A 21,530-nucleotide genomic window follows, 5' to 3' on the forward strand; every position below is an offset into this window, starting at 1 on the left:
TGATACTTTATACATTTGTCTTAATACTTTTCTATATTTGCACTGTCTCAAAGGGGTGCTCCAAATAACGAGCTGAGATCATACCCAAAGAACCTGAGCGAGTAATGTTGCTAAGGGAAAAAACGACAATTCTAAGCGTGCACACTTTATATTGTCGTGAAACACATTTATTAATTTAACAAAAGAATAATTCCCCCTTTTATTTGTAATTTTTTTACAGATGAAAACTATCTTTAAAGGTACTGAGGTACTAAGTTGCAAAGGTTCCAAGGTTCAAAAAATGAGCAGAACCAAATCTATTTTATTTCTTCTATTCTCTTTTTTCTATTCTCTTTTTTCTTTTGCGCAACAGCAAGATTCTACCAAAGTAAATTCTCTTGATGAGGTTCTGGTTTCTGCAGTTCGCGTTACTACAAAAACTCCAGTAAGTTTTAGTAATATGGATAAAAAAGAAATTAAATATAGAAACTTAGGACAAGATATTCCTGTTTTAATGAATTATCTTCCATCAGTTGTAACAACTTCTGATGCTGGAAACGGAGTAGGTTATACAGGAATACGAGTGCGTGGAAGCGATGCTACACGTGTAAACGTAACTATAAACGGAATTCCATACAATGATGCTGAAAGTCAAGGAACTTTTTGGGTAAACATGCCCGATTTTGCTTCTTCTGTTGAAAGTCTTCAATTACAGCGTGGAGTTGGAACATCTACAAATGGAGCAGGTGCTTTTGGTGCTAGTTTAAACATGCTGACAGATAGTTATGCAAGAAAAGCAACAGGTGAAATTTCAAGCTCTGCTGGTTCATTCAATACCATAAAAAATACGGTAAAATTTAGTACTGGGTTATTAAATGACCATTTCGAAATCGCAGGACGTTTATCTGCCATAAAATCACAAGGATATATTGATCGTGCAAGTTCTGATTTAAAATCGTATTTCCTGCAGGGAACTTATGTTGGTAAAACAACTTTAATTAAAGCTTTGGTTTTTGGAGGAACTGAAAAAACGTATCAATCTTGGAACGGTATTGATGCCGAAACTTTAAATACAGATCGTACTTATAACTCAGCAGGTAAATATACAGACGAAGCCGGAAATATTCGTTTTTATGATAATGAAACAGACAATTATAAACAAGACCATTATCAACTGCATTGGAGCGAATCAATTTCTGATAAATGGAGTACGAATTTTGCATTACATTACACAAAAGGGAAAGGTTATTACGAAAATTATAAGGAAGATGCAGATATGTCTGATTATAATCTGAATCCAGTTGGAGCTGTAACAACAACAGATTTAGTGCGTCAGAAATGGTTGGATAATGATTTTTACGGGACAACTTTTTCGGCAAAATATAAAGAAGAAAAATTAGATGTAATTATTGGCGGAGGCTGGAATAAATATGAAGGAGACCACTACGGAAAAGTAATCTGGGCGAGATACGCTTCGCAATCTGAATTAGGAGATCATTATTATGATGATTTTTCTACTAAGACTGATGGAAATATTTTTGCTAAAGCAAATTATCAATTTACAGAAGAATTGAGTTTCTACGGAGATTTACAATACAGAAATGTGAAGTATAAAGCGAATAGTGCAGAAACAGGTTTGGTAGATGATAACTTCAACTTTTTTAATCCAAAAGCGGGTTTGAATTATGCTTTCAATGAAAAAAACACTTTGTACTTTTCTTATGCCAGAGGTAATCGTGAGCCAAACAGAACCGATTATGAAGGTGGAAATGTAAAACCAGAGAAACTTAATGATTTTGAGCTGGGATGGAGATTTAATTCAGAAAAATTTCAATTGAATTCTAATCTGTATTATATGGGATATAGAGATCAATTGATTTTAACGGGAAGACTTGATGATGTTGGTGCGCCAATTCGTGCCAATACAGAAAAAAGTTATCGTTTAGGTTTCGAATTTGATGCAACAATTGCGATTACTGATAGATTTACTTTAAGACCAAACTTTACTTTGAGCAGCAATAAAAATGTTGATTTAGCTGTTGAAGGGGAATACTACGGAACAACTAAAATTGCATATTCTCCAGAAGTTATTGCAGGAAATGTAATTGTGTATAAACCTATTGAAGGATTATATCTTTCACTATTGCAAAAATACGTTGGAGAGCAGTACATGAACAATATTGAACTTCCTGCAGCTAAGTTGGCAGATTATTTTGTAAATGACTTTAATGCTTCCTACGAAATAAAACCAAATTCTATTTTTAAATCAATTACGATTACAGCATTGGTTAATAATATTTTCGACAAAAAATATGTTTCAAACGGAGCTATGTGGGATATTTATCCATACTATTATCCGCAGGCAGGAACCAATTTCTTAATTGGGTTAAATCTGAAATTCTAATTGAGTTAAATGCAAAAAAAAGCCTGAAAATAATTTCAGGCTTTTTTTTAATTGTATACGTGAACTACACTTCCAGAAGACTCTACACGATATTGCTTCATCGGATATTCTTTTCCTCCCAGTCCTGTAAATAAATTATATTGAGTCTTATCGCACGAACAAACGGCATAAATTCCATCAATAGTCATGGCGGTACATGATGTAAGCGCCTGGTTTGGGCATGCAGCATCAAAAGCGGTGTAAGTTCCTTCACCAGTTTTCATTACAATAATTCCTTTTGCGCCGTAGTTAGCAACATAAACAGGATTGCTCGGATAGATCAATTTATTGTAAGTTGGAAGATTGGTATCCAAATACGCATTTATAGAATAATTAGGAATGTAAGGATTGTTATTGCTCCTGTTGTTGTCGCTGCATGAGAATAATACAGCAGATAGTGCGATAAAGAACCAGATTTTTTTCATTATTTTAATAAGAATTAGTGAAACAAAAATAATTTATTTAGATTTGAAATCTATATGATTAACATATAATTATGTACTATTAAAAATTATAGTATATTTGTGGTAAGAAAATCCCGTCGCGATGGGATTTTTTGTATTTATATAAACGATGAAGTTATGAGTAAAGTATCTTATTATACAGCAGAAGGACTAAAAAAGTTAAAAGATGAATTGGAGCATTTAAAAAGTGTAATGCGTCCTAAGGCATCTCAAGATATTGCAGACGCAAGAGATAAAGGTGATTTGTCTGAAAACGCGGAATATGATGCAGCAAAAGAAGCACAAGGTTTATTAGAAATGAGAATTTCTAAATTGGAAGAAGTATATGCAAATGCAAGATTAATAGATGAATCTCAATTAGATGTTTCTAAGGTTTTGGTTTTGTCTAATGTAAAAATCAAAAATCAAAGTAACGGAATGGAGATGAAATATACTCTAGTTGCCGAAAGTGAAGCAGATCTTAAAACAGGAAAAATCTCTGTAACATCTCCTATCGGAAAAGGGTTATTAGGAAAGTCTGTTGGAGAAGTAGCAGAAATTACAGTTCCAAACGGAATTTTGAAATTTGAAATTCTTGAAATCTCAAGAGACTAATTTTTTTAAAAGTGTAATCGTTAAATCGGTTAAACGAATAAACAGTTAAACGATTAACCCAAAAAACCATGAGTTCAATATTCACTAAAATAGTAAACGGAGAAATTCCTGCATACAAAATTGCTGAAGATGATAAATATTTGGCTTTTTTAGATGTAAATCCAAATGCTAAGGGACATACGCTTTGCATTCCGAAACAAGAAATCGATAAGATTTTTGATATGGAAGAAGAAGATTATTTAGGCTTAATGAAATTTTCTAAAAAAATAGCAGCAGCCTTAGAAAAAACAGTTCCATGCAAGAGAATCGGAATAGCAGTTGTTGGACTTGAAGTGCCTCATGCACACGTACATTTAATTCCGTTAAACGAAATGGATGAAATGCGTTTTCAAAATAAAGTTTCTCTTTCTAAAGAAGAATTTGAAGCATTAGCAAAAGATATTCAATCGAATTTATAATGTTTTCACGAATGTCTGGCAAAGAAGTATAAGTTCGTTTTAAGAGCGAGCCGCAGACTTCGACTTCGCTTAGTCTGACAAAACAGATAATAAAAAGTGCAGTAAATTATTTTTACTGCACTTTTTTATTTAATAAGATTTGAAAAGTAGTTCCTTTTCCTATTTCAGACTGTAATACCTTTATGTTCCCATTATGGTATTCTTCAACAATTCTTTTCGTTAAAGAAAGACCAAGTCCCCAGCCGCGCTTTTTGGTTGTGAAACCTGGTTCAAAAATGGTTTTAAATTGTTTTTTAGAAATTCCTGTTCCAGAATCTTTCACATTAATTTTTACATTAAAAGCATCTTGTTCAATTTTAAGATCTAAAGTTCCTTTTCCTTTCATGGCATCAATAGCATTTTTGACCAAATTTTCAATTGTCCAGCTGTGTAATGTTGGATTTATCATAGCAAAAATTGGTTCTTTTGGAGCTTCAAAAGAAAAAGCAACCTGTTTCGAAAATCGAGATTGAAGATACTCATATGCATTTTTTGTCTGTTCTACAATATTGTGATTTTCTAGAACTGGCACAGATCCAATTTTAGAAAAACGATCGGTGATAGTCTGCAGACGTTCTATGTCTTTTTCTATTTCAATACTGATAGAAGGATCAATCTCTTCGGTTTTTAATATTTCGACCCAACCAATTAATGAAGACAATGGTGTGCCAATCTGGTGTGCAGTTTCTTTAGCCATTCCAGCCCAAAGTTTGTTTTGGGTCGCCATTTTAGTGCTTTTGTAAAAATTATAAATTAAAGCAACACATAAAACAATAATAAGAAATAAAGCAATTGGATAATATTTGAGTTTATTAAGTAATCCTGAATTTCCATAGTACAACGTCTGGTATTTCCCGGGAGCATATTCAAAAGTTATAGGCTCATTTTCATTTCTTAATTTATTCAAATAGGCTGCTCTTTTTTTCTTGTTACTAAGAATTTCATCGGGAACATTTGTCGCACTTACCACTTTGTCGTACAAAATAACTATAGCCGGAATAGAAGTATTGTTGTTGATGATTTGAAGCGGAAGTTCTACATCAGTATTTTCGTTTGCATTCACAATTGTAATTTGCGCATTTACAAAAAGTTTCATTTTTAAACGCTCCTCATTTTTAAATATTTGGAAGAAAGTATAAGTATTCCAAAGGATTAGAGAAATGATGATAAAGCAGAAGGAAATGATAATCCAGCGAGTTGTATTTGTTCTTTCAGAAAAAGACATATCAATTATTTTGTGGTATAAATATAACGAAATATACACATTTTATATTTTGCGACTGGCGAAAGTTTTTTTGTTTTATCTGCAAAACAATTTCTCATAATTAAACCATTTCAATACTTTTGCAGGTACCAAAATGAGATTTGGTTTTAAATCAAAAAGTATGATCAGTATTAATCCAAAAGAGATTCCAACGGCAAAGCTGCAGGGCTATCTGCAGAGTGCGATTGGTCCCAGACCAATTGCTTTTGCAAGTACAATCAGTGAAAAAGGAATTCCGAACCTCTCACCGTTTAGTTTCTTTAACGTTTTTAGTGCTAATCCGCCAATATTGGTTTTCTCACCGTCACGCCGCGTTCGTGATAATACCATCAAACATACTTTAATTAATGCCGAAGCAACTCGAGAAGTTGTTATAAATGTTGTAAATTACAACTTAGTACAACAGACGTCTTTAGCAAGCACAGAATATGGAGACGGAGTAAACGAATTCATAAAAGCCGGTCTAACGCAGATTCCTTCAGATTTAGTAAAACCATATCGTGTAAAAGAATCTCCAGTTCAATTTGAATGCAAGGTAACTCAGATTATTCCGTTAGGAGAAGAAGGCGGGGCAGGAAATTTAATTTTGTGTGAAGTCGTAAAAATTCACATTCATGAATCAATTTTAGACGAGAACGGCGCAATAGATCAGCATAAAATTGATTTGGTATCGAGGTTAGGAAATAACTGGTATTCAAGATCAAATCAAGGACTTTTTGAAGTCGCAAAACCATTGACAACACTGGGAGTAGGAGTAGATGCTATACCAGATTTTGTAAAAGCAAGTCCTGTTTTTGATGGAAATGATTTAGGTAAATTAGGCAACATTGAAGCCTTGCCTACAAAAGAAGAAGTTAGTATATTTGTGAAAGAAAATTTTTCTGTCAAAGGAGTTTTAAGTTCAGATGACCAGAAAAAAATACACTTAGAAGCCAAAAAATATCTCGACAATGGTGACGTTGAGTCGGCTTGGAAAGTACTTTTAGCAAAAAAATAAAAGAAAGAAACAATAATTAATATAGACGAAGATGGAAGTTACAGGAAAAGTAAAAGTGGTTAACCCAGAGCAGCAAGTTAGTGCCTCATTCAAAAAAAGAGAATTAGTTGTTACTACTGAGGAACAGTATCCACAACATATTTTAATCGAATTTACACAAGATAAATGCGATTTGTTGAGTAGCTATAAACAAGGAGAGGCAGTAAAAGTTTCTATCAATTTAAGAGGAAGAGAATGGGTTAATCCACAAGGAGAAACTAGATATTTCAATAGTATTCAAGGTTGGAGAATCGAAAGATTAGCAGATGCTGCACCTACGCAAGCGCCGCCAATGCCAACAGCAGAAACTTTTGCTCCAGCAGCAAACTTAAACGAAGACGAACCAGACGATTTACCGTTCTAAGAACGTTTAAATTTAAATATTTGAAATTCCAAATTCCAATTCATCGCTATGTTTTGGAATTTGGAATTTTAATTTTTGAGCTCTTTTGTTATTTATTCTTAAGTGAAAATGACAATGCTGCAGAAGTTTGGAATTTAGAATTTTTTCAAAATTGATTATTTAAAAAAATGTACTATTTATTCAAAGATTTATTTTTTCCGCCAGTTACAGAAGCAGATGAAGAAGGTGTTTTGGCTATTGGAGGCGATCTCAGTCCAGAACGTTTACAATTGGCTTATAAAAGTGGTATTTTCCCGTGGTTTAATGAAGGAGAACCCATTCTTTGGTGGGCACCAGATCCGAGAATGGTATTATTTTTTGATGAATTGATAATATCCAAAAGCATGCGGAATATCTTAAATCGGAAAATGTTTAAGGTTACTTTTAATAAAAATTTCAAAGAAGTAATTTTAAATTGCCAGCAGATAAAACGTGACGGTCAAAACGGAACTTGGATATCAAACGATATGATCGATGCTTATTGCAAATTAAATGAAGACGGAATTGCGAAATCTGTTGAGGTTTGGCAGGATGATATTTTAGTTGGAGGTTTGTACGGAATTGATCTGGGACATGTTTTTTGTGGAGAAAGCATGTTTTCTAAAGTTTCAAATGCCTCAAAAACAGCTTTTATTACTTTAGCTTTATATTTGCAAAAAGAAAATTATAAATTACTCGATTGTCAAGTTTATAATCCACATTTAGAGAGTTTAGGCTGTCGCGAAATTGATCGTGAAGAATTTATGTCCATTTTAAAAAGTAAGTAAAAATGAGTGTCGTTTATAGTGTAAAAGAAATTTATATCTATCCGATAAAAAGTCTGGCTGGAATAAGCTGTAAATCTGCTTTTGCAGAAGAAATGGGATTTGAAAATGACCGCCGATGGATGCTAATCGATGCCGAAAATCAAATGCTAACGCAAAGAGAGCATCGCATTATGAGCCAGTTTTACCCGCAAATTTCAGATGGCAAAATCAGTATAACTTTTCAAGATCAAAAACATGAATTTTCTATCGATGAGCATTTGGAAAATTTGTTGGAAGTAAATGTTTGGGATGATAAAAGCGAAGTTGTTGAAGTAAATTATGAAACTTCAAAATGGTTCAGCCAACATTTGGGATTTGAATGTAAATTGGTAAAAATTATAAAAAACGGAGGCCGCAAACATGAAAGCTCCAGACTAAAAGAAACCTTCAATGTAAGTCTTGCCGATGGGTATCCATATTTGTTAATTGGGACAAAGAGTTTAGATTTTTTAAATGAAAAATTAGAAGATAAAATTACTGTTTTGAGATTTCGTCCCAATATTGTAATAAGTAGTGAAAATCCTCATGAAGAAGATGATTTTAAGACTTTTACCATTGGAGAAGTTCAGTTTAAAAACATAAAACCTTGCGGCAGATGTATTATGGTTAACAATGATCCTCAAAATGGACGTTTGAAAAAAGAGCCTCTCAAGACTTTAAGCAAATACAGAAATGTAGACAATTCAGTTTTATTTGGAACTAATATTGTGAGTTTAAATAACGGAATTATTAGTGTTGGCGATGAGGTTGTATTTTAGAAATTCAGCTTTGTAAAATTCCAGTTTAAAGTATTAAAAATTATCAATTCATTTTTTAAAGTTGGTAATTCTAGAATCAATTTTAAGGTTTCATGAGCCATCATATTACCAATAATTCCAGGCAATGTTCCTAAAACGCCATTCAAATTGCAATTAGGAACATCTTCTGGATCTGGCATTTCTGGAAATAAATCACGAAGATTTTTACTTTCTTTATGATTGAAAATCGCAATTTGTCCTTCAAACCTTAAAATGCTTCCATAAACTAATGGCTTTTTAAGCTGAACACAAGTATCATTGATCAAATAACGAGTCGAAAAATTATCAGAACCATCTACAATAATATCAAATTGTTCGATAATTTTTGAGGCATTTTCAGCAGTTAATTTTTCATTAATAGCAACAGCTTCAATCAACGGATTTAATTTAGAAACTACATCTTTTGCCACAGCTGCTTTGTGCTGGCCAATTTCATTTTCGGTATATAAAATCTGTCTGTGCAGATTATGAATTTCAATGGTGTCAAAATCCATGATTCCAATAAAACCAACTCCTGCAGTTGCAATGTATTGTAAAATCGGGCAACCCAAACCGCCTGCGCCAATTACTAAAACTTTAGCTTTTTTTAATTTTTCTTGTCCCTCATCACCAATTTCAGGCAGAATAGTTTGCCTGTTGTAACGAAGAAATTCTTGTATTATACTCATTTTTTTTAATTTTAGATTGATGAATAGTAGTGCAAAAAAATCTGAAATCTAAACTCTAAAATCTGAAATATAACTTCTATCCCAATCTTTCCAAACGGGTTCGTAACCTTTCATTTTTATGATTTTTGAAATTTCTTCTGCAGAACGTTCATCACTGATTTCGAATTGTTCCAAAGACTGCGGATCAACAACATAACCACCCGGATTTGTTTTAGAACCAGCACTCATGCTCGTAACGCCAATTGGAATTATATTGTTTCTGAATTTCTCGTTCTCACGAGTTGAAATAGAAATTTCTAAATCCTCATTCCATAAACGATAGGCGCAGATTAACTGCGTCAGATCTTTATCATCCATGATAAAATTAGGTTCAATAATTCCTTCTGCAGGGCGGAGACGTGGAAACGAAACCGAATATTTAGTCTGCCAATATTTTTTTTGAAGATAATCTAAATGTAAAGCATTAAAGAAGCTGTCCGTTCGCCAATCTTCTAAACCTAATAAAACACCCAAGCCAATTTTATGAATTCCTGCAGAACCTATTCTATCTGGAGTTTCTAATCTGTAATCGAAATTTGATTTTTTTCCCTTTCGTATGATATTTTTTGTAAACTTCCTGATGATAAGTTTCCTGATAAACCAAAACCGAATAAACTCCAGCTTTATGCAGACGTTCATAATCTTCTGTTGAAAGCGGCTGGACTTCAACAGAAATAATCGAAAAATCTTTTCGAATCAAGTCAATTGCATTTAGAAAGTAGTTAATGTTTACGGTATAATTAGCTTCGCCTGTCACCAGTAAAACATGGTCAAAGCCAGTGTTTTTTAAGGCTTCAACTTCTAGTTCTATCTCAGCATCAGTCAGCGTTTTTCTTTTGATTTTATTGTCTAGACTAAATCCACAATAGGTACAAATGTTCTGGCATTCGTTGCTCAAATACAACGGTGCATACATTTGAATCGTTTTCCCGAAGCGTTTTTTGGTGATTTCATGGCATTTTTGTGCCATTTGCTCTAAATAATTTTGAGCAATTGGAGAAATCAAAATCAAAAAATCCTCGAGATTGTATTTGGTTTTAGCCAAAGTGCGTTCAACATCTTTTGACGTGGTTTTATATATCTTGGATTGGATTTCATCCCAATTATATTGCTCAAAAATAGATTTAAAAGTATTCATGTGAGTTTAGTTTTACTGCAAAAGTTTTTTAACGCAAAGCGCGCTAAGAATACGCAAAGATCGCTAAGCTTTGAGTTCTTGTCTTTGACAAAAAGTCCGCAAAGCTTAGCGAACTTTGCGAAAGCACCTTGCAGACTTTGCGTTAGAAAAAAATTACTCATAAAGAAAAGAAGTCAAAGGACTAGAAGCCGCGGCATAATTTTGCTGATTAGCAATCTTAGCTTCAAAAGCTTTCCTTCCGGCTATAACAGCTGCTGCAAAAGCCTCAGCCATTAGTTTTGGATTTCCAGCCACGGCTATTGCAGTGTTAACCAAAACAGCATCAGCACCAATTTCCATTGCTTTTGCAGCGTCAGACGGAGCGCCGATTCCAGCATCTATAATAACTGGAACATTACTTTGTTCAATTATAATCTCTAAAAAATCAATTGTTTTTAAACCTTTGTTACTTCCAATTGGAGAACCTAACGGCATTACGGCAGCTGTTCCTGCACTTTCTAAATGTTTACATAAAACAGGATCAGCATGAATGTAAGGCAAAACAAAAAAGCCAAGTTTCGCCAATTCTTCTGTTGCTTTCAAAGTTTCTATAGGATCAGGCATTAAGTATTTGGGATCAGGATGAATTTCGAGTTTTACCCAATTGGTTTCCAAAGCCTCGCGCGCCAATTGCGCAGCAAAAACGGCTTCTTTTGCATTTCGTGCTCCAGATGTATTGGGTAACAAATTAATATTTGGATGTTTTAAATGAGATAAGATAGCGTCGGTATCCGTTTCTAAATCAATGCGTTTGAGAGCGACAGTAACCAATTCACTTTCTGAAGCTAAAATGGCTTGCTCCATCTCTTCATTCGAACCAAATTTTCCTGTTCCTAAAAACAAACGGGATTTAAAGCTTTTATCTCCAATATTGAACAATGACGTTTGCATATAATTTTTCGTTTAGTTGTTGAATTAATTTTTCCTTTTCATCGCTTTCTGTAATGATTCCAGAAACCGCAATTCCGTTAATTCCAGTTTCCATTAACGGATTTATATCTCGCAGTGTGATGCCTCCAATTGCATAAACAGGAACATCAATTTTATCTTTCTTCAGTCTTTGAAGAATGTCAAAATAACCTGATAACCCTAAAATTGGACTTAGTTTTTCTTTCGTTGCAGTAAAACGAAAAGGCCCTAAACCAATATAATCACAGCCGTTTTTGACATGATTCTGAATATCTTCAAAAGTATTAGCAGTTCCGCCAATTATTTTTTCAGAGCCTAAAATTGCTCTCGCTTCATCAATTTTTGTGTCTGTTAATCCCAGATGAACTCCATCTGCTTCAATTTGCTGGGCGAGATGTAAATCATCATTTACAATAAATTTGACCTGATATTCGTCGCATAGAAGTTTTACAGCTTCTCCCAAAGTGAGCCTATTTTGAGTTGTTTGATTTTTAAATCGCATTTGTATCCACTCACATCCAGCATCAAGAGCTTGATGTATATTGCGTAATTGTTCTTCGATTGTTTCGCCTTGCGAAATGTATTGCAGTTTATTATACATAATGATATCCGATTAAAGTTGAAGTTGAGCTCAAATAATTTTCGATATATATTTTGGCATTTTTACAGGCTTCTATCATAGTTTGGTTTAATGCTAAGTTGGATGCAATTGCAGAAGAAAGTACACAGCCAGAGCCATGTTTTTCAAAGCATTTCTGGTTTGAAGGAAGCAATTCTAAAATTTCATCTTCTAGAAATAAAGTATCTGTTCCTAAAGCCTTTTTGTTATGTCCGCCTTTCAATAAAATGCTCGTTGAGAATTTATCTTGTTTAGAACTAAAATCAGGAAACAGAATTTTGGCTTCATGATAATTCGGTGTAATCAAATCGATTTTGGGAAGTATTTTATTTAATCTTTCATGATCTTCAATATTCATAAATACAAATTTTGTGGTCGATTTTAAAACTGGATCCCAAACGATTTTTGTTGAAGGAGAAAGTAGTTTTATAGTCGAAATAATTTGATTTAAGTCGTATAGAGAGGCTACAATTCCAATTTTGACAACAGCAATTTTATAATTAGAAAACAGCGTTTCGATAGACCGAATAACAAAATTCAAATTCGTCCATTCAATTTCATAAAACTGATTTTCCGTCTGAATTGTATTCGCTGTCGAAATGGCAAAACCAGTTACTTTGTGCTGTTCAAAGGTTTTGATATCAGCCAAAATCCCAGCGCCACCAGACGGATCTAAACCTGCAATTGTAAGTACGAAAGGGCGATTTGCTGACATAATTTAAATTGTTTTACAGGATTCTCATTGTTCCAAATACTTCCCAAAAGTGCAACATCATCAAAACCATTTTGAAGCACTTTTTGAATATTTTGCGAATCAATTCCGCCTAAAGCGATGACTTTTGTTTTATAGTTTGTTCGTGATTTTATCTCTTCAAAAAGATCTGTTTCTGGATGATAATTTTCTTTGGAAATACTTTTAAAAACTGGACTTAAAAAAGCGTAATCAAAATCACTCTCTAATAAATTGAAATCTTTAATAGAATGTGTTGATGTTGAATACCTACAAGGTTCTGAAAACCTTTCAGGAGAGTCATGAGTTTGCTTTCTTTCTTTTTCAGAAAAATGAAATCGGTTAATTCCAAAATCTTCTGCCAATAGATGATGATTGTGCAAAACAATTCGATCTCTAAATTCTAGTTTTATTTGATGAATGAACTGCGCCATTTCCAATTCTGAAAAATCAGGTTTTCTAATATGAAGCAAAGACAATCCTTCGGCAAATAAAGATTGAATCATATTTGTTTCATTTTCAACAGAAAAAGGATTTGTAACTACAATCATATCATTCCTCTTTATTCTTGATTCTATTTTCTAGATATAAATCTCTTTCCCCTGTTCAATAAATTCTTCTGATTTCTCCTGCATTCCTTTTTCTGCGGCAGCGACATCTCTAATTTCCTGAGATATTTTCATAGAGCAGAATTTCGGTCCGCACATCGAACAAAAATGAGCCACTTTTGCACCGTCTGCAGGAAGGGTTTCGTCGTGAAATTCTCTAGCGGTATCAGGATCTAAAGCCAAATTAAACTGGTCTTCCCAGCGGAATTCGAAACGAGCTTTACTTAATGCATTATCACGATATTGTGCACCCGGATGTCCTTTTGCTAAATCTGCAGCGTGTGCTGAAATTTTATACGTGATTACACCATCTTTAACGTCTTTTTTATTGGGTAAACCAAGATGCTCTTTTGGTGTCACATAACACAACATGGCACAGCCGTACCAGCCAATCATAGCGGCACCAATTGCCGATGTGATATGATCGTAACCAGGTGCAATATCGGTTGTTAAAGGTCCTAAAGTGTAAAACGGAGCTTCATGGCAATGTTCTAATTGTTTGTCCATGTTTTCTTTAATCATATGCATTGGTACGTGACCTGGACCTTCAATAAAAACTTGAACATCATGTTTCCATGCGATTTTGGTCAATTCGCCTAAAGTTTCCAATTCAGCAAACTGCGCAGCGTCGTTCGCATCAGCAATGGAACCTGGACGTAAACCATCGCCTAAAGAAAAAGCAACATCATATTGTTTCATGATTTCGCAGATTTCCTCAAAATGTGTGTACAAGAAGTTTTCTTTATGATGAAATAAACACCATTTTGCCATAATCGAACCACCACGTGAAACGATTCCGGTAACTCGATTGGCGGTTAAATGAATGTAACGAAGCAATACTCCGGCGTGAATGGTAAAATAGGAAACGCCTTGTTCTGCCTGTTCTATTAAAGTATCGCGGAAAATTTCCCAAGTTAAATCTTCGGCAACTCCTTTTACTTTTTCTAATGCCTGATAAATAGGAACAGTACCAATTGGAACTGGAGAATTACGAATAATCCATTCTCTGGTTTCGTGAATGTTTTTTCCTGTAGATAAATCCATAATCGTGTCTGCTCCCCATCGACAAGCCCAAACGGCTTTTTCAACTTCTTCTTCAATACTCGAAGTCACGGCGCTATTCCCGATATTGGCATTTATTTTGACCAAAAAATTTCGTCCCACAATCATTGGTTCGCTTTCTGGATGATTGATATTGTTTGGAATAATAGCTCTGCCGCAGGCAACTTCAGATCGCACAAATTCTGGAGTAATTTTGCTTTTTGGCGTGTTGGCTCCAAAACTGTGACCGCTGTGCTGGCATTGCATAGCTTTTGTTTGCTCATTTATAAGCTCGATACGCTGGTTTTCACGAATCGCGATGTATTCCATTTCCGGAGTAATAATTCCTTGTTTAGCATAATACAATTGCGTTACGTTTGCGCCTTTTTTAGCTCTTTTTGGCTGATGCAAATACTCAAAACGAAGATGATTTAGCGTTTCATCTTTTAATCGGCTTTGACCATAATCTGATGTGATTTCATCTAAAATCTCGACATCATTACGATCTAGGATCCAACTTTCGCGTAAGCGTGGCAATCCTTTTCTAATATCAATTTCAATATTAGGATCGGTGTAAGGACCAGAAGTATCATAAACTGTCACGGGAGGATTTTTTTCAATTCCGCCATTTGAAAGTTTGGTGTCACTCAAAGCAATTTCGCGCATTGCTACTTTTATGGGATGAATTTCTCCGTTTATATAAACTTTTGTAGAATTTGGAAACGGGGTTCTAGATATTTGTTCTTCTGTAGTCATGAGTTTTTTTGTTTCAGGTTTCAAGTTTCAGGTTGATGTAGATTGTGTGTGTAGAGGCGCACTGCAGTGCGTCTACGTCCAGTATTACTTGGAATTTGGGTTTTTAAAATTGAAATTTATTTCTAACCTCCCTGCGTGGCAGAAATAATTAAGATTTCGTCAGTTTCTTGTACGAGGAATTCTTTCCATTTAATTTTTGGAACAACGGTGTTGTTAATAGCAACGGCAATTCCGTTTTGTTTGTGCGGAATTTCGAGATCGAGCAATGATTGAACGCTTAGCGATTCAGCATTGAAATGTTTAATTTGTTGGTTGATTTTTAGTTCCATTCCCTTTGAATTTAGTATATAGTTATACTTTAGGAATGGCTACAAGAACGCATAAAAAATGCGTGCAGAAGTCATCTTACTTTTCCCTACGCTAGTATGAACTAGATCAGGTTCAGAGGGTAAAATCTCAGCCTACAAGTTGTAGACACCCCTAAAGTGTGAAGCAAATATAGGTAATTTTTGTTTACAAGTTTCAGGTTTCAAGTTTCAGGTTTAAAAAAAAACTGAAAACTGCGACTGATTACTGAGTTCTTTTCCAGCAATCTTCGGCGTGATCATTGACCATTCCGGTGGCTTGCATGTGTGCGTAAATTACGGTTGAACCGACAAATTTAAAACCTCTTTTTTTTAAATCTTTACTTATTTCGTCAGAAAGAGGCGTAGTAGCCGGAACATCTTTTGAAGTTTTGGGATGGTTTATTATAGGTTTTCCATTTGTGAATTTCCAAATATAATCCGAAAAGCTTCCAAATTCTTCCTGAACTTTCATAAATGCCTGAGCATTTGAAACTGCTGATTTTATTTTAAGTTTATTGCGGATGATTCCGGTATTCTGCAATAATTCTTCGATTTTATCTTCAGAATAATTGGCGATTTTTTGATAATCAAAATGATCAAATGCATTTCTGAAATTTTCTCTTTTATTTAAAATCGTGATCCAGCTAAGTCCAGCTTGAAAGGTTTCTAAAATTAAAAATTCAAATAGAGTAGAATCATCATAAACTGGAACGCCCCATTCTTCATCATGATATTTTTTATATAAATCGCTGGCAGAACACCAGCCGCATCTTATAAGATTTTCTTGTTCCATTACTTCCCAATTTGCCAGCTGTATCCTTTTACTGTTGGAATATAGGCTGATCTGCCAATTATGATTAAGTTGTTATAGATTTTTTTCTCATATTTTATTCCAATTGCCGTACCTGAAGTATACAATTTATTGGATTTGAAAGCAATTTTCATACTGCCATCTTTGAATTTTGCATCAGAAACTTTTTCTAAGAGCCATGTAGATTTCCATTTTACGGCTATTTCGTCTTCCGCAATTTTTGTAATGCTTTTAACTATTTTGACAGCTTCTTTCGGGATTTGAAAATTTTGTGTCAGCTCTTTTTGAGTAAAGGTTTCACCTATTTCACTATTAGAAAGTATTTTTTTTAAATTAGCGAAAGTCATTAAATTATCGCTGCTTTCATTTTTTTCTGCTGTGCTTTGCAGATTTTGTATTTCAGGTTTGACCAGTGTATCTTTTTTTAATGCAGAATTATTTTTTGCATTACTGTTCTGTTTCCTTGTAAAATCTTTTATGGCCGATTTTTCTAAGGAGCTTTTTTTGAATTTTTTTTCTGAAACTGGGGTTAATTTATTTACAGAAGTAATCATTTCCTTTTTTGGCTGTTTTTTGGAATCGTTGCCACAGCTTGTAAAGAAATAAGTTAACGAAAGTAATATAATGAGACCCGTTTTTTTCATGATATTAAATTACACTTAATTTTTGAGAGAAGGGTCCTCATCTAAATATTTTTTAATCAAATGATGTCCTAAGTAAATTGCTGGTGTTAGTAAAATTGCAATTGCTAGTTTAAAAGTGTATCCAATTAATCCTGAAGAAATAAAAGTATCAAAATCAATTTTCCCTGGAAGCCAGAAAGCAATTCCAAGCACTATAAATGAATCGAACAATTGTGAAATTACAGTTGATCCTGTAGTTCTCAGCCATATTTTTTTATGTCCCGTTCGGTTTCTAAAGAACCAAAAAACGCTGACATCAATTAACTGTGAAACCATAAAGGCAATAATACTTCCCACAATAATCCACATACTTTGCCCGAATACAGCTTGAAATTGTTCATCATTTACTGGGCTGATTCCTTTTGCGGCAGGAATTACAATCGCCATAAACAAAATCAGAAAAGCATAAGCGATTAGGCATGCGGTTATAAAGGAAAGTTTTTTTACTCCTTTTTCACCAAAATATTCATTAATTAAATCTGTGGTTAAAAATACAATTGGCCAAGGTAGAATTCCTATACTCATTACAAACGGACCAACTTGAATTAATTTACCTCCAATAAGTTCTGCAACAACTGCATTCGTGATAAATATTCCTGCTAGAATTACAAAAACGATTTCTTTTCTGGTTTTAAACATGTTGTTTTGGGTGTTGATGTTTCAAAATTAAACTATTTCTTTTAAATCTTAGAATCCATCAATTTTTATAATTCATTATAACACTAAAGTTTGCTTTCGATTGGTTAATTTTGAGAATCTGTTGTTTTCTATTCGTTAGAAAATTTATACAGAAATTAATTAATGTTATTTATTATGAAAGCACAAATTGAGTTAGATAATCCTTTATTACAAGATTGGTCTGGTCCTTACGGAGGAGTTCCAGATTTTACCAAATATAAAGTCTCAGATTTTAAGCCCGCAATAGAATTTGCTATTCAGGAAAAGTTGAATGAAATAGATGCAATTGCCAATAATACCGAAAAGCCAACATTTCAAAATACAATTACAGCTTTAGAGCTTTCGGGTGAAAAATTAGAACGAATTCATGCTGTTTATGGAATTTACAGATCGAATTTAAGTACTCCCGAATTCAATATTGTTGATACAGAAATGTCTCCAAAATTGGCAGCCATAAATGATAAACTCTATCAAAATGAAAAACTTTTTTTAAGAATTGAATCTTTATACAAATCTGAGGATAGTAAGAAATTGACAGATGAGCAGCAGCGACTGCTTTGGCTTTATTATACTGATTTTGTTCGAGAAGGAGCAGAGCTGCATAAAGAAGATAAAGATAAAGTGGCCAAGATTAATCAAGAACTGGCAAGTCTTTTTACTTTATTCAGTCAGAAATTATTAGCAGAAGAAAACAATCAATATATCGAATTAAAAACAGAATCTGATTTTGATGGACTTCCTGAGGAATTTAAAAATGCAGCGATAGCAGAAGCTAGAGAAAGAAATCTGAATGTTTTAGGATGTATTGGGAATACAAGATCCTCCATTGAACCATTTTTAACCTTTTCAAGCCAAAGAAATTTAAGAGAAAAGGCATTTGATATTTTCGTTAAACGAGGTGATAACGGTAATGAAAATGATACTAATAGTACTTTGGTTTCTATTTTAAAATTAAGGGCAGAAAAGGCAAAAATATTGGGTTTTGAGAATTTTGCAGAGTGGAGTTTGTCTAATAAAATGGCGAAAGATCCGCAAAAGACTTTAGATTTAATGGATTCTGTTTGGAAACCAGCTGTTGAAAAAGTAAAAAATGATGTTGCTGCCATGCAGGAAATGGTGAGCCAAGAAGGAGGAAACTTTAAAATTCAGCCTTGGGATTACCGCTATTATGCGGAGAAAGTTCGAAAAGCAAAATATGATTTAGATCAAAATGAAATAAAACAATATCTTCAATTGGAAAATCTCCGTGAAGGAATGTTTTGGACAGCAGGTGAATTATTTGATTTAGGTTTTAAACAATTATTTGATGTTCCTGTCTATCACCCAGATGTTCGCGTTTGGGAAGTAAATAATAAAAATACAGGAGAACCAATCGGGTTGTGGTATTTCGATCCATACGCGCGCGTAGGAAAGCGTTCTGGGGCTTGGATGAATTCACATCGCGATCAGCAGAAAATAAATGGAAAAGTACTTCCAATCGTATCTAACAATTGCAATTTTATAAAAGGAAATGCAGATGAACCAGTTTTAATTTCCTGGGATGATGCAACAACTTTATTTCATGAATTTGGTCATGCTTTGCATGGTTTGTGTTCCAATGTTACCTATCCAAGTTTGTCTGGAACTTCTGTCGCTAGAGATTATGTGGAATTTCCATCGCAGCTATTAGAACATTGGCTTTCAACTCCAGAGGTATTAAATAAGTTTGCTCTCCATTATAAAACGAATGAACCTCTATCGCAGTCTTTAGTAGAAAGAATTGCACAAGCGGCCAATTTTAATGAAGGTTTTGCAACTGTTGAAACGATCTCGAGTTCTTTTGTGGATATGAAACTGCATTTAACAACAGAAACTATTGATCCGCATAAATTTGAGAAACAAGTTTTAGAGGAAATCAATATGCCGTCTGAAATTGTTATGCGTCACAGAATTCCACAGTTTGCCCATATTTTTTCAAGTGACGGATATGCTGCAGGATATTATAGTTATTTATGGGCCGATGTGATAAATGCAGATGCGTATGAGGCATTTTTAGAAGGAAACGGACCTTTTGATAAAAAGGTTTCTAAACGTCTTTATGATACTGTTTTAAGTGTTGGAAATACGATAGACAATGAAAAAATGTATGAAAATTTTAGGGGACATGCTCCAAAGTCAGATGCTTTAATGCGAGCGAGAAATTTTCCAATCGAGAATTAAAAGCTGAAATAAAAAAAGCCCGAATAACTAGTATTCGGGCTTTTCTTTATTGAAAAAATAATATATTAACCTAAAGTAACTCTTTTGAAACCTGTAATTTCAACATTGAATCCTTTAACATAATCACCAACTTTTTTACTATCATCCTTGATGAAGTTTTGATCTAATAAAGCTTTTTCTTGATCTAAAGTAGTGTTGTCAGAGATGAAACGTTGTACTTTTCCTGGAACAATTTTATCCCAAATTTGTTCTGGTTTACCTTCAGCTTTTAATTCAGCTTTAGCATCTTCCTCAGCTTGTTTTAAAACTTCTTCAGTTAATTGAGAGTAAGAAATGTATTTAGGAACATTTTTTAAAGTTTTTCCTAAACGTGCAGCTTCTTCATTTTCTTTTTCGATTACCGCAATACGAGCAGCAAGTTCAGAAGCAACGAAAGCAGGATCAAAATCTTTGTAAGATAATGTATCAGCTCCCATAGAAGCAACTTGCATAGAAACATCCTTTGTTAAAGTCTCAGCATTAGCGATTGGAGAAGAAATAGCTGTTAAAGCAGCAATTTTGTTTACGTGAACATAAGATCCAACGTAAGCACCTTCTAAAATTTCAAAACCACCGATTTCGATTTTTTCACCGATAACACCAGTTTGCTCGATTAATTTTTCAGCAACAGTAATTCCATTGAAATCTGAAGCTAAGAATTCTTCTTTAGAAGAGAAGTTAATAGCTCTTTCAACTAAATCTTTAGCTAAAGTTACGAAAGCCTCATTTTTACCTACGAAATCTGTTTCACAGTTCAAAGTTAAAATAGCTCCTTTAGTGTGGTCAGCATTAACAAAAGAAACAGCAGCTCCTTCAGAAGACTCACGGTCAGAACGGTTAGCAGCAACTTTTTGTCCTTTTTCTCTAAGGACTTGTATAGCTTTATCGAAATCTCCATCAGCTTCAACTAAAGCTTTTTTACAGTCCATCATTCCGGCACCTGTAGATTGTCTTAATTTATTTACGTCTGCAGCAGTAATTGTTGCCATAATATTTTGAATTTTAATGTTAAAAGTAAAAATTCCAGCTTTTAAATCCCAAACTCCAATTTTAATAAATTATCAACATAACGTTTTTAATTTTTTTTCTTGGATTTTGGAATTTAAAATTTGGAATTTAAAATTTGATTTATTCTTCAGTTGCAGGAGCAGCAGCTTCAGCTTCAACAGCAGGAGCAGCTTCTTCAGCAGTTTCAACTTCTTTTTCAGAACCTCTGTCAGAAAGACCTTCGATTACTGCAGTAGTTACTAAAGATAAAATTTTGTCAATTGATTTAGAAGCGTCATCATTTGCTGGAATCACGTAATCAACCTCTCTTGGGTCAGAATTCGTATCAACCATTGCGAAAACTGGAATGTTTAATTTTTGAGCTTCTTTTATTGCGATGTGTTCAGCTTTGATATCTACTACGAACAATGCTGCAGGTAGTCTAGACATATCAGCAATTGAACCTAAGTTTTTCTCTAATTTAGCACGTAGACGATCAACTTGCAAACGCTCTTTTTTAGATAGAGTGTTGAAAGTACCATCTTTCTTCATTTTATCAATAGAAGACATTTTTTTAACTGCCTTTCTGATAGTTACGAAGTTAGTTAGCATTCCACCTGGCCATCTTTCAGTGATGTAAGGCATGTTTGCAGCTTTTGCTTTATCAGCAACGATGTCTTTTGCTTGTTTTTTGGTAGCTACGAATAAAATTTTTCTACCTGATGCAGCGATTTTTTTCAAAGCTTCATTAGCTTCTTCAATTTTAGCTGCAGTTTTATATAGATTGATAATGTGAATACCATTACGCTCCATATAAATGTAAGGAGCCATGTTTGGATCCCATTTTCTAGTCATGTGTCCGAAGTGAACACCTGCTTCTAGTAATTCTTTTACTTCTATTTTGTTTGCCATTTTTGTACTAGTTTACGTTCTGTTGATTAGCAATGTGTTTTGGC

22 protein-coding genes, 1 pseudogene and 1 riboswitch are annotated in these 21,530 nt (G+C 33.9%); of the genes and pseudogenes, 8 read left to right on the plus strand and 15 right to left on the minus strand.

The features are described from left to right. Positions 1-220 precede the first annotated feature (220 nt). A complete protein-coding gene (locus tag QE431_RS02270; protein WP_307292159.1) occupies positions 221-2,383 on the plus strand; it encodes a TonB-dependent receptor in 2,163 nt (720 codons plus the stop codon). A gap of 47 nt (positions 2,384-2,430) precedes the next feature. Here the strand turns inward: QE431_RS02270 and QE431_RS02275 are convergent, their stop codons facing one another. Further along, a complete protein-coding gene (locus QE431_RS02275; protein WP_057117495.1) occupies positions 2,431-2,847 on the minus strand; it encodes a hypothetical protein in 417 nt (138 codons plus the stop codon). A gap of 156 nt (positions 2,848-3,003) precedes the next feature. Here QE431_RS02275 and greA point away from each other — a divergent pair, with 156 nt between their 5' ends. Continuing rightward, the gene (gene greA, locus QE431_RS02280; RefSeq protein ID WP_057117494.1) at positions 3,004-3,480 is read left to right on the plus strand and encodes a transcription elongation factor GreA; all 477 of its coding nucleotides are present in this window, start codon (positions 3,004-3,006) and stop codon (positions 3,478-3,480) included. 68 nt (positions 3,481-3,548) lie between these two features. Further along, the gene (locus tag QE431_RS02285) at positions 3,549-3,938 is read left to right on the plus strand and encodes an HIT family protein (RefSeq protein ID WP_057117493.1); all 390 of its coding nucleotides are present in this window, start codon (positions 3,549-3,551) and stop codon (positions 3,936-3,938) included. A gap of 112 nt (positions 3,939-4,050) precedes the next feature. On the opposite strand, the gene QE431_RS02290 is transcribed toward QE431_RS02285, so the two are convergent. Further along, on the minus strand, positions 4,051-5,202 hold the full coding sequence (locus QE431_RS02290) for a HAMP domain-containing sensor histidine kinase (protein ID WP_307292163.1): 1,152 nt from the start codon (positions 5,200-5,202) through the stop codon (positions 4,051-4,053). 160 nt (positions 5,203-5,362) lie between these two features. On the opposite strand from QE431_RS02290, the gene QE431_RS02295 reads away from it, so the two are divergent. The 4 genes from QE431_RS02295 to QE431_RS02310 all read left to right on the plus strand — a co-directional run bounded on the left by QE431_RS02295 (position 5,363) and on the right by QE431_RS02310 (position 8,244). Then, the gene (locus QE431_RS02295; protein ID WP_307292165.1) at positions 5,363-6,238 is read left to right on the plus strand and encodes a flavin reductase family protein; all 876 of its coding nucleotides are present in this window, start codon (positions 5,363-5,365) and stop codon (positions 6,236-6,238) included. A 31-nt stretch (positions 6,239-6,269) separates the two neighbouring features. Further along, positions 6,270-6,641, plus strand: coding sequence for a DUF3127 domain-containing protein (locus QE431_RS02300; RefSeq protein WP_307292166.1), 372 nt, complete (start codon positions 6,270-6,272; stop codon positions 6,639-6,641). A gap of 167 nt (positions 6,642-6,808) precedes the next feature. After that, the gene (gene aat / locus QE431_RS02305) at positions 6,809-7,447 is read left to right on the plus strand and encodes a leucyl/phenylalanyl-tRNA--protein transferase (RefSeq protein ID WP_307292168.1); all 639 of its coding nucleotides are present in this window, start codon (positions 6,809-6,811) and stop codon (positions 7,445-7,447) included. A gap of 2 nt (positions 7,448-7,449) precedes the next feature. Further along, positions 7,450-8,244 carry an MOSC domain-containing protein gene (locus tag QE431_RS02310; protein WP_307292169.1) on the plus strand — a complete coding sequence of 265 codons (795 nt, stop codon included), beginning with the start codon at positions 7,450-7,452 and terminating at the stop codon, positions 8,242-8,244. Here QE431_RS02310 and QE431_RS02315 read toward each other — a convergent pair. The 11 genes and pseudogenes from QE431_RS02315 to QE431_RS02365 all read right to left on the minus strand — a co-directional run bounded on the left by QE431_RS02315 (position 8,241) and on the right by QE431_RS02365 (position 17,310). Then, a complete protein-coding gene (locus tag QE431_RS02315; protein ID WP_307292170.1) occupies positions 8,241-8,951 on the minus strand; it encodes a HesA/MoeB/ThiF family protein in 711 nt (236 codons plus the stop codon). The two genes, QE431_RS02310 and QE431_RS02315, sit on opposite strands and share 4 nt — an antisense overlap. 48 nt (positions 8,952-8,999) lie before the next feature. Continuing rightward, positions 9,000-10,128: pseudogene (gene thiH / locus QE431_RS02320) on the minus strand (2-iminoacetate synthase ThiH). Between the two features lie 153 nt (positions 10,129-10,281). After that, positions 10,282-11,058, minus strand: a complete 777-nt coding sequence (locus QE431_RS02325) for a thiazole synthase (RefSeq protein WP_307292172.1) — start codon at positions 11,056-11,058, stop codon at positions 10,282-10,284. Continuing rightward, the gene (locus QE431_RS02330) at positions 11,027-11,677 is read right to left on the minus strand and encodes a thiamine phosphate synthase (protein WP_307292173.1); all 651 of its coding nucleotides are present in this window, start codon (positions 11,675-11,677) and stop codon (positions 11,027-11,029) included. Before QE431_RS02330 ends, QE431_RS02325 begins: the two co-directional genes overlap by 32 nt. After that, a complete protein-coding gene (locus QE431_RS02335; protein ID WP_307292175.1) occupies positions 11,670-12,410 on the minus strand; it encodes a hydroxymethylpyrimidine/phosphomethylpyrimidine kinase in 741 nt (246 codons plus the stop codon). Before QE431_RS02335 ends, QE431_RS02330 begins: the two co-directional genes overlap by 8 nt. After that, on the minus strand, positions 12,368-12,976 hold the full coding sequence (locus tag QE431_RS02340) for a thiamine phosphate synthase (RefSeq protein ID WP_307292177.1): 609 nt from the start codon (positions 12,974-12,976) through the stop codon (positions 12,368-12,370). The genes QE431_RS02335 and QE431_RS02340 overlap by 43 nt, the downstream gene beginning before the upstream one ends. Positions 12,977-13,006: 30 nt before the next feature. Next, positions 13,007-14,830 (minus strand): phosphomethylpyrimidine synthase ThiC, encoded by a 1,824-nt coding sequence (gene thiC / locus QE431_RS02345; protein ID WP_307292179.1) that lies wholly within the window; start codon positions 14,828-14,830, stop codon positions 13,007-13,009. A 122-nt stretch (positions 14,831-14,952) separates the two neighbouring features. Then, positions 14,953-15,159, minus strand: coding sequence for a sulfur carrier protein ThiS (gene thiS / locus QE431_RS02350; RefSeq protein ID WP_134139330.1), 207 nt, complete (start codon positions 15,157-15,159; stop codon positions 14,953-14,955). Between the two features lie 66 nt (positions 15,160-15,225). Then, a riboswitch (TPP riboswitch) is annotated at positions 15,226-15,322 on the minus strand. Positions 15,323-15,400: 78 nt separating this feature from the next. Beyond that, positions 15,401-15,970 carry a DNA-3-methyladenine glycosylase I gene (locus QE431_RS02355; protein ID WP_134139331.1) on the minus strand — a complete coding sequence of 190 codons (570 nt, stop codon included), beginning with the start codon at positions 15,968-15,970 and terminating at the stop codon, positions 15,401-15,403. Next, the gene (locus QE431_RS02360) at positions 15,970-16,632 is read right to left on the minus strand and encodes a hypothetical protein (protein WP_134139333.1); all 663 of its coding nucleotides are present in this window, start codon (positions 16,630-16,632) and stop codon (positions 15,970-15,972) included. Before QE431_RS02360 ends, QE431_RS02355 begins: the two co-directional genes overlap by 1 nt. A gap of 15 nt (positions 16,633-16,647) precedes the next feature. Further along, on the minus strand, positions 16,648-17,310 hold the full coding sequence (locus tag QE431_RS02365; protein WP_134139334.1) for a queuosine precursor transporter: 663 nt from the start codon (positions 17,308-17,310) through the stop codon (positions 16,648-16,650). Positions 17,311-17,484: 174 nt separating this feature from the next. Here QE431_RS02365 and QE431_RS02370 point away from each other — a divergent pair, with 174 nt between their 5' ends. Beyond that, on the plus strand, positions 17,485-19,548 hold the full coding sequence (locus QE431_RS02370) for a M3 family metallopeptidase (protein ID WP_307292187.1): 2,064 nt from the start codon (positions 17,485-17,487) through the stop codon (positions 19,546-19,548). Positions 19,549-19,613: 65 nt separating this feature from the next. Here QE431_RS02370 and tsf read toward each other — a convergent pair whose 3' ends face one another. Both tsf and rpsB read right to left on the minus strand, forming a co-directional pair. Continuing rightward, positions 19,614-20,576 carry a translation elongation factor Ts gene (tsf, locus tag QE431_RS02375; RefSeq protein ID WP_057117476.1) on the minus strand — a complete coding sequence of 321 codons (963 nt, stop codon included), beginning with the start codon at positions 20,574-20,576 and terminating at the stop codon, positions 19,614-19,616. A gap of 139 nt (positions 20,577-20,715) precedes the next feature. Continuing rightward, the gene (gene rpsB / locus QE431_RS02380) at positions 20,716-21,486 is read right to left on the minus strand and encodes a 30S ribosomal protein S2 (RefSeq protein WP_057117475.1); all 771 of its coding nucleotides are present in this window, start codon (positions 21,484-21,486) and stop codon (positions 20,716-20,718) included. Positions 21,487-21,530: the final 44 nt, after the last annotated feature.

The organism is Flavobacterium sp. SORGH_AS_0622, from assembly GCF_030818825.1.
Classification (GTDB): Bacteria; Bacteroidota; Bacteroidia; order Flavobacteriales; family Flavobacteriaceae; genus Flavobacterium.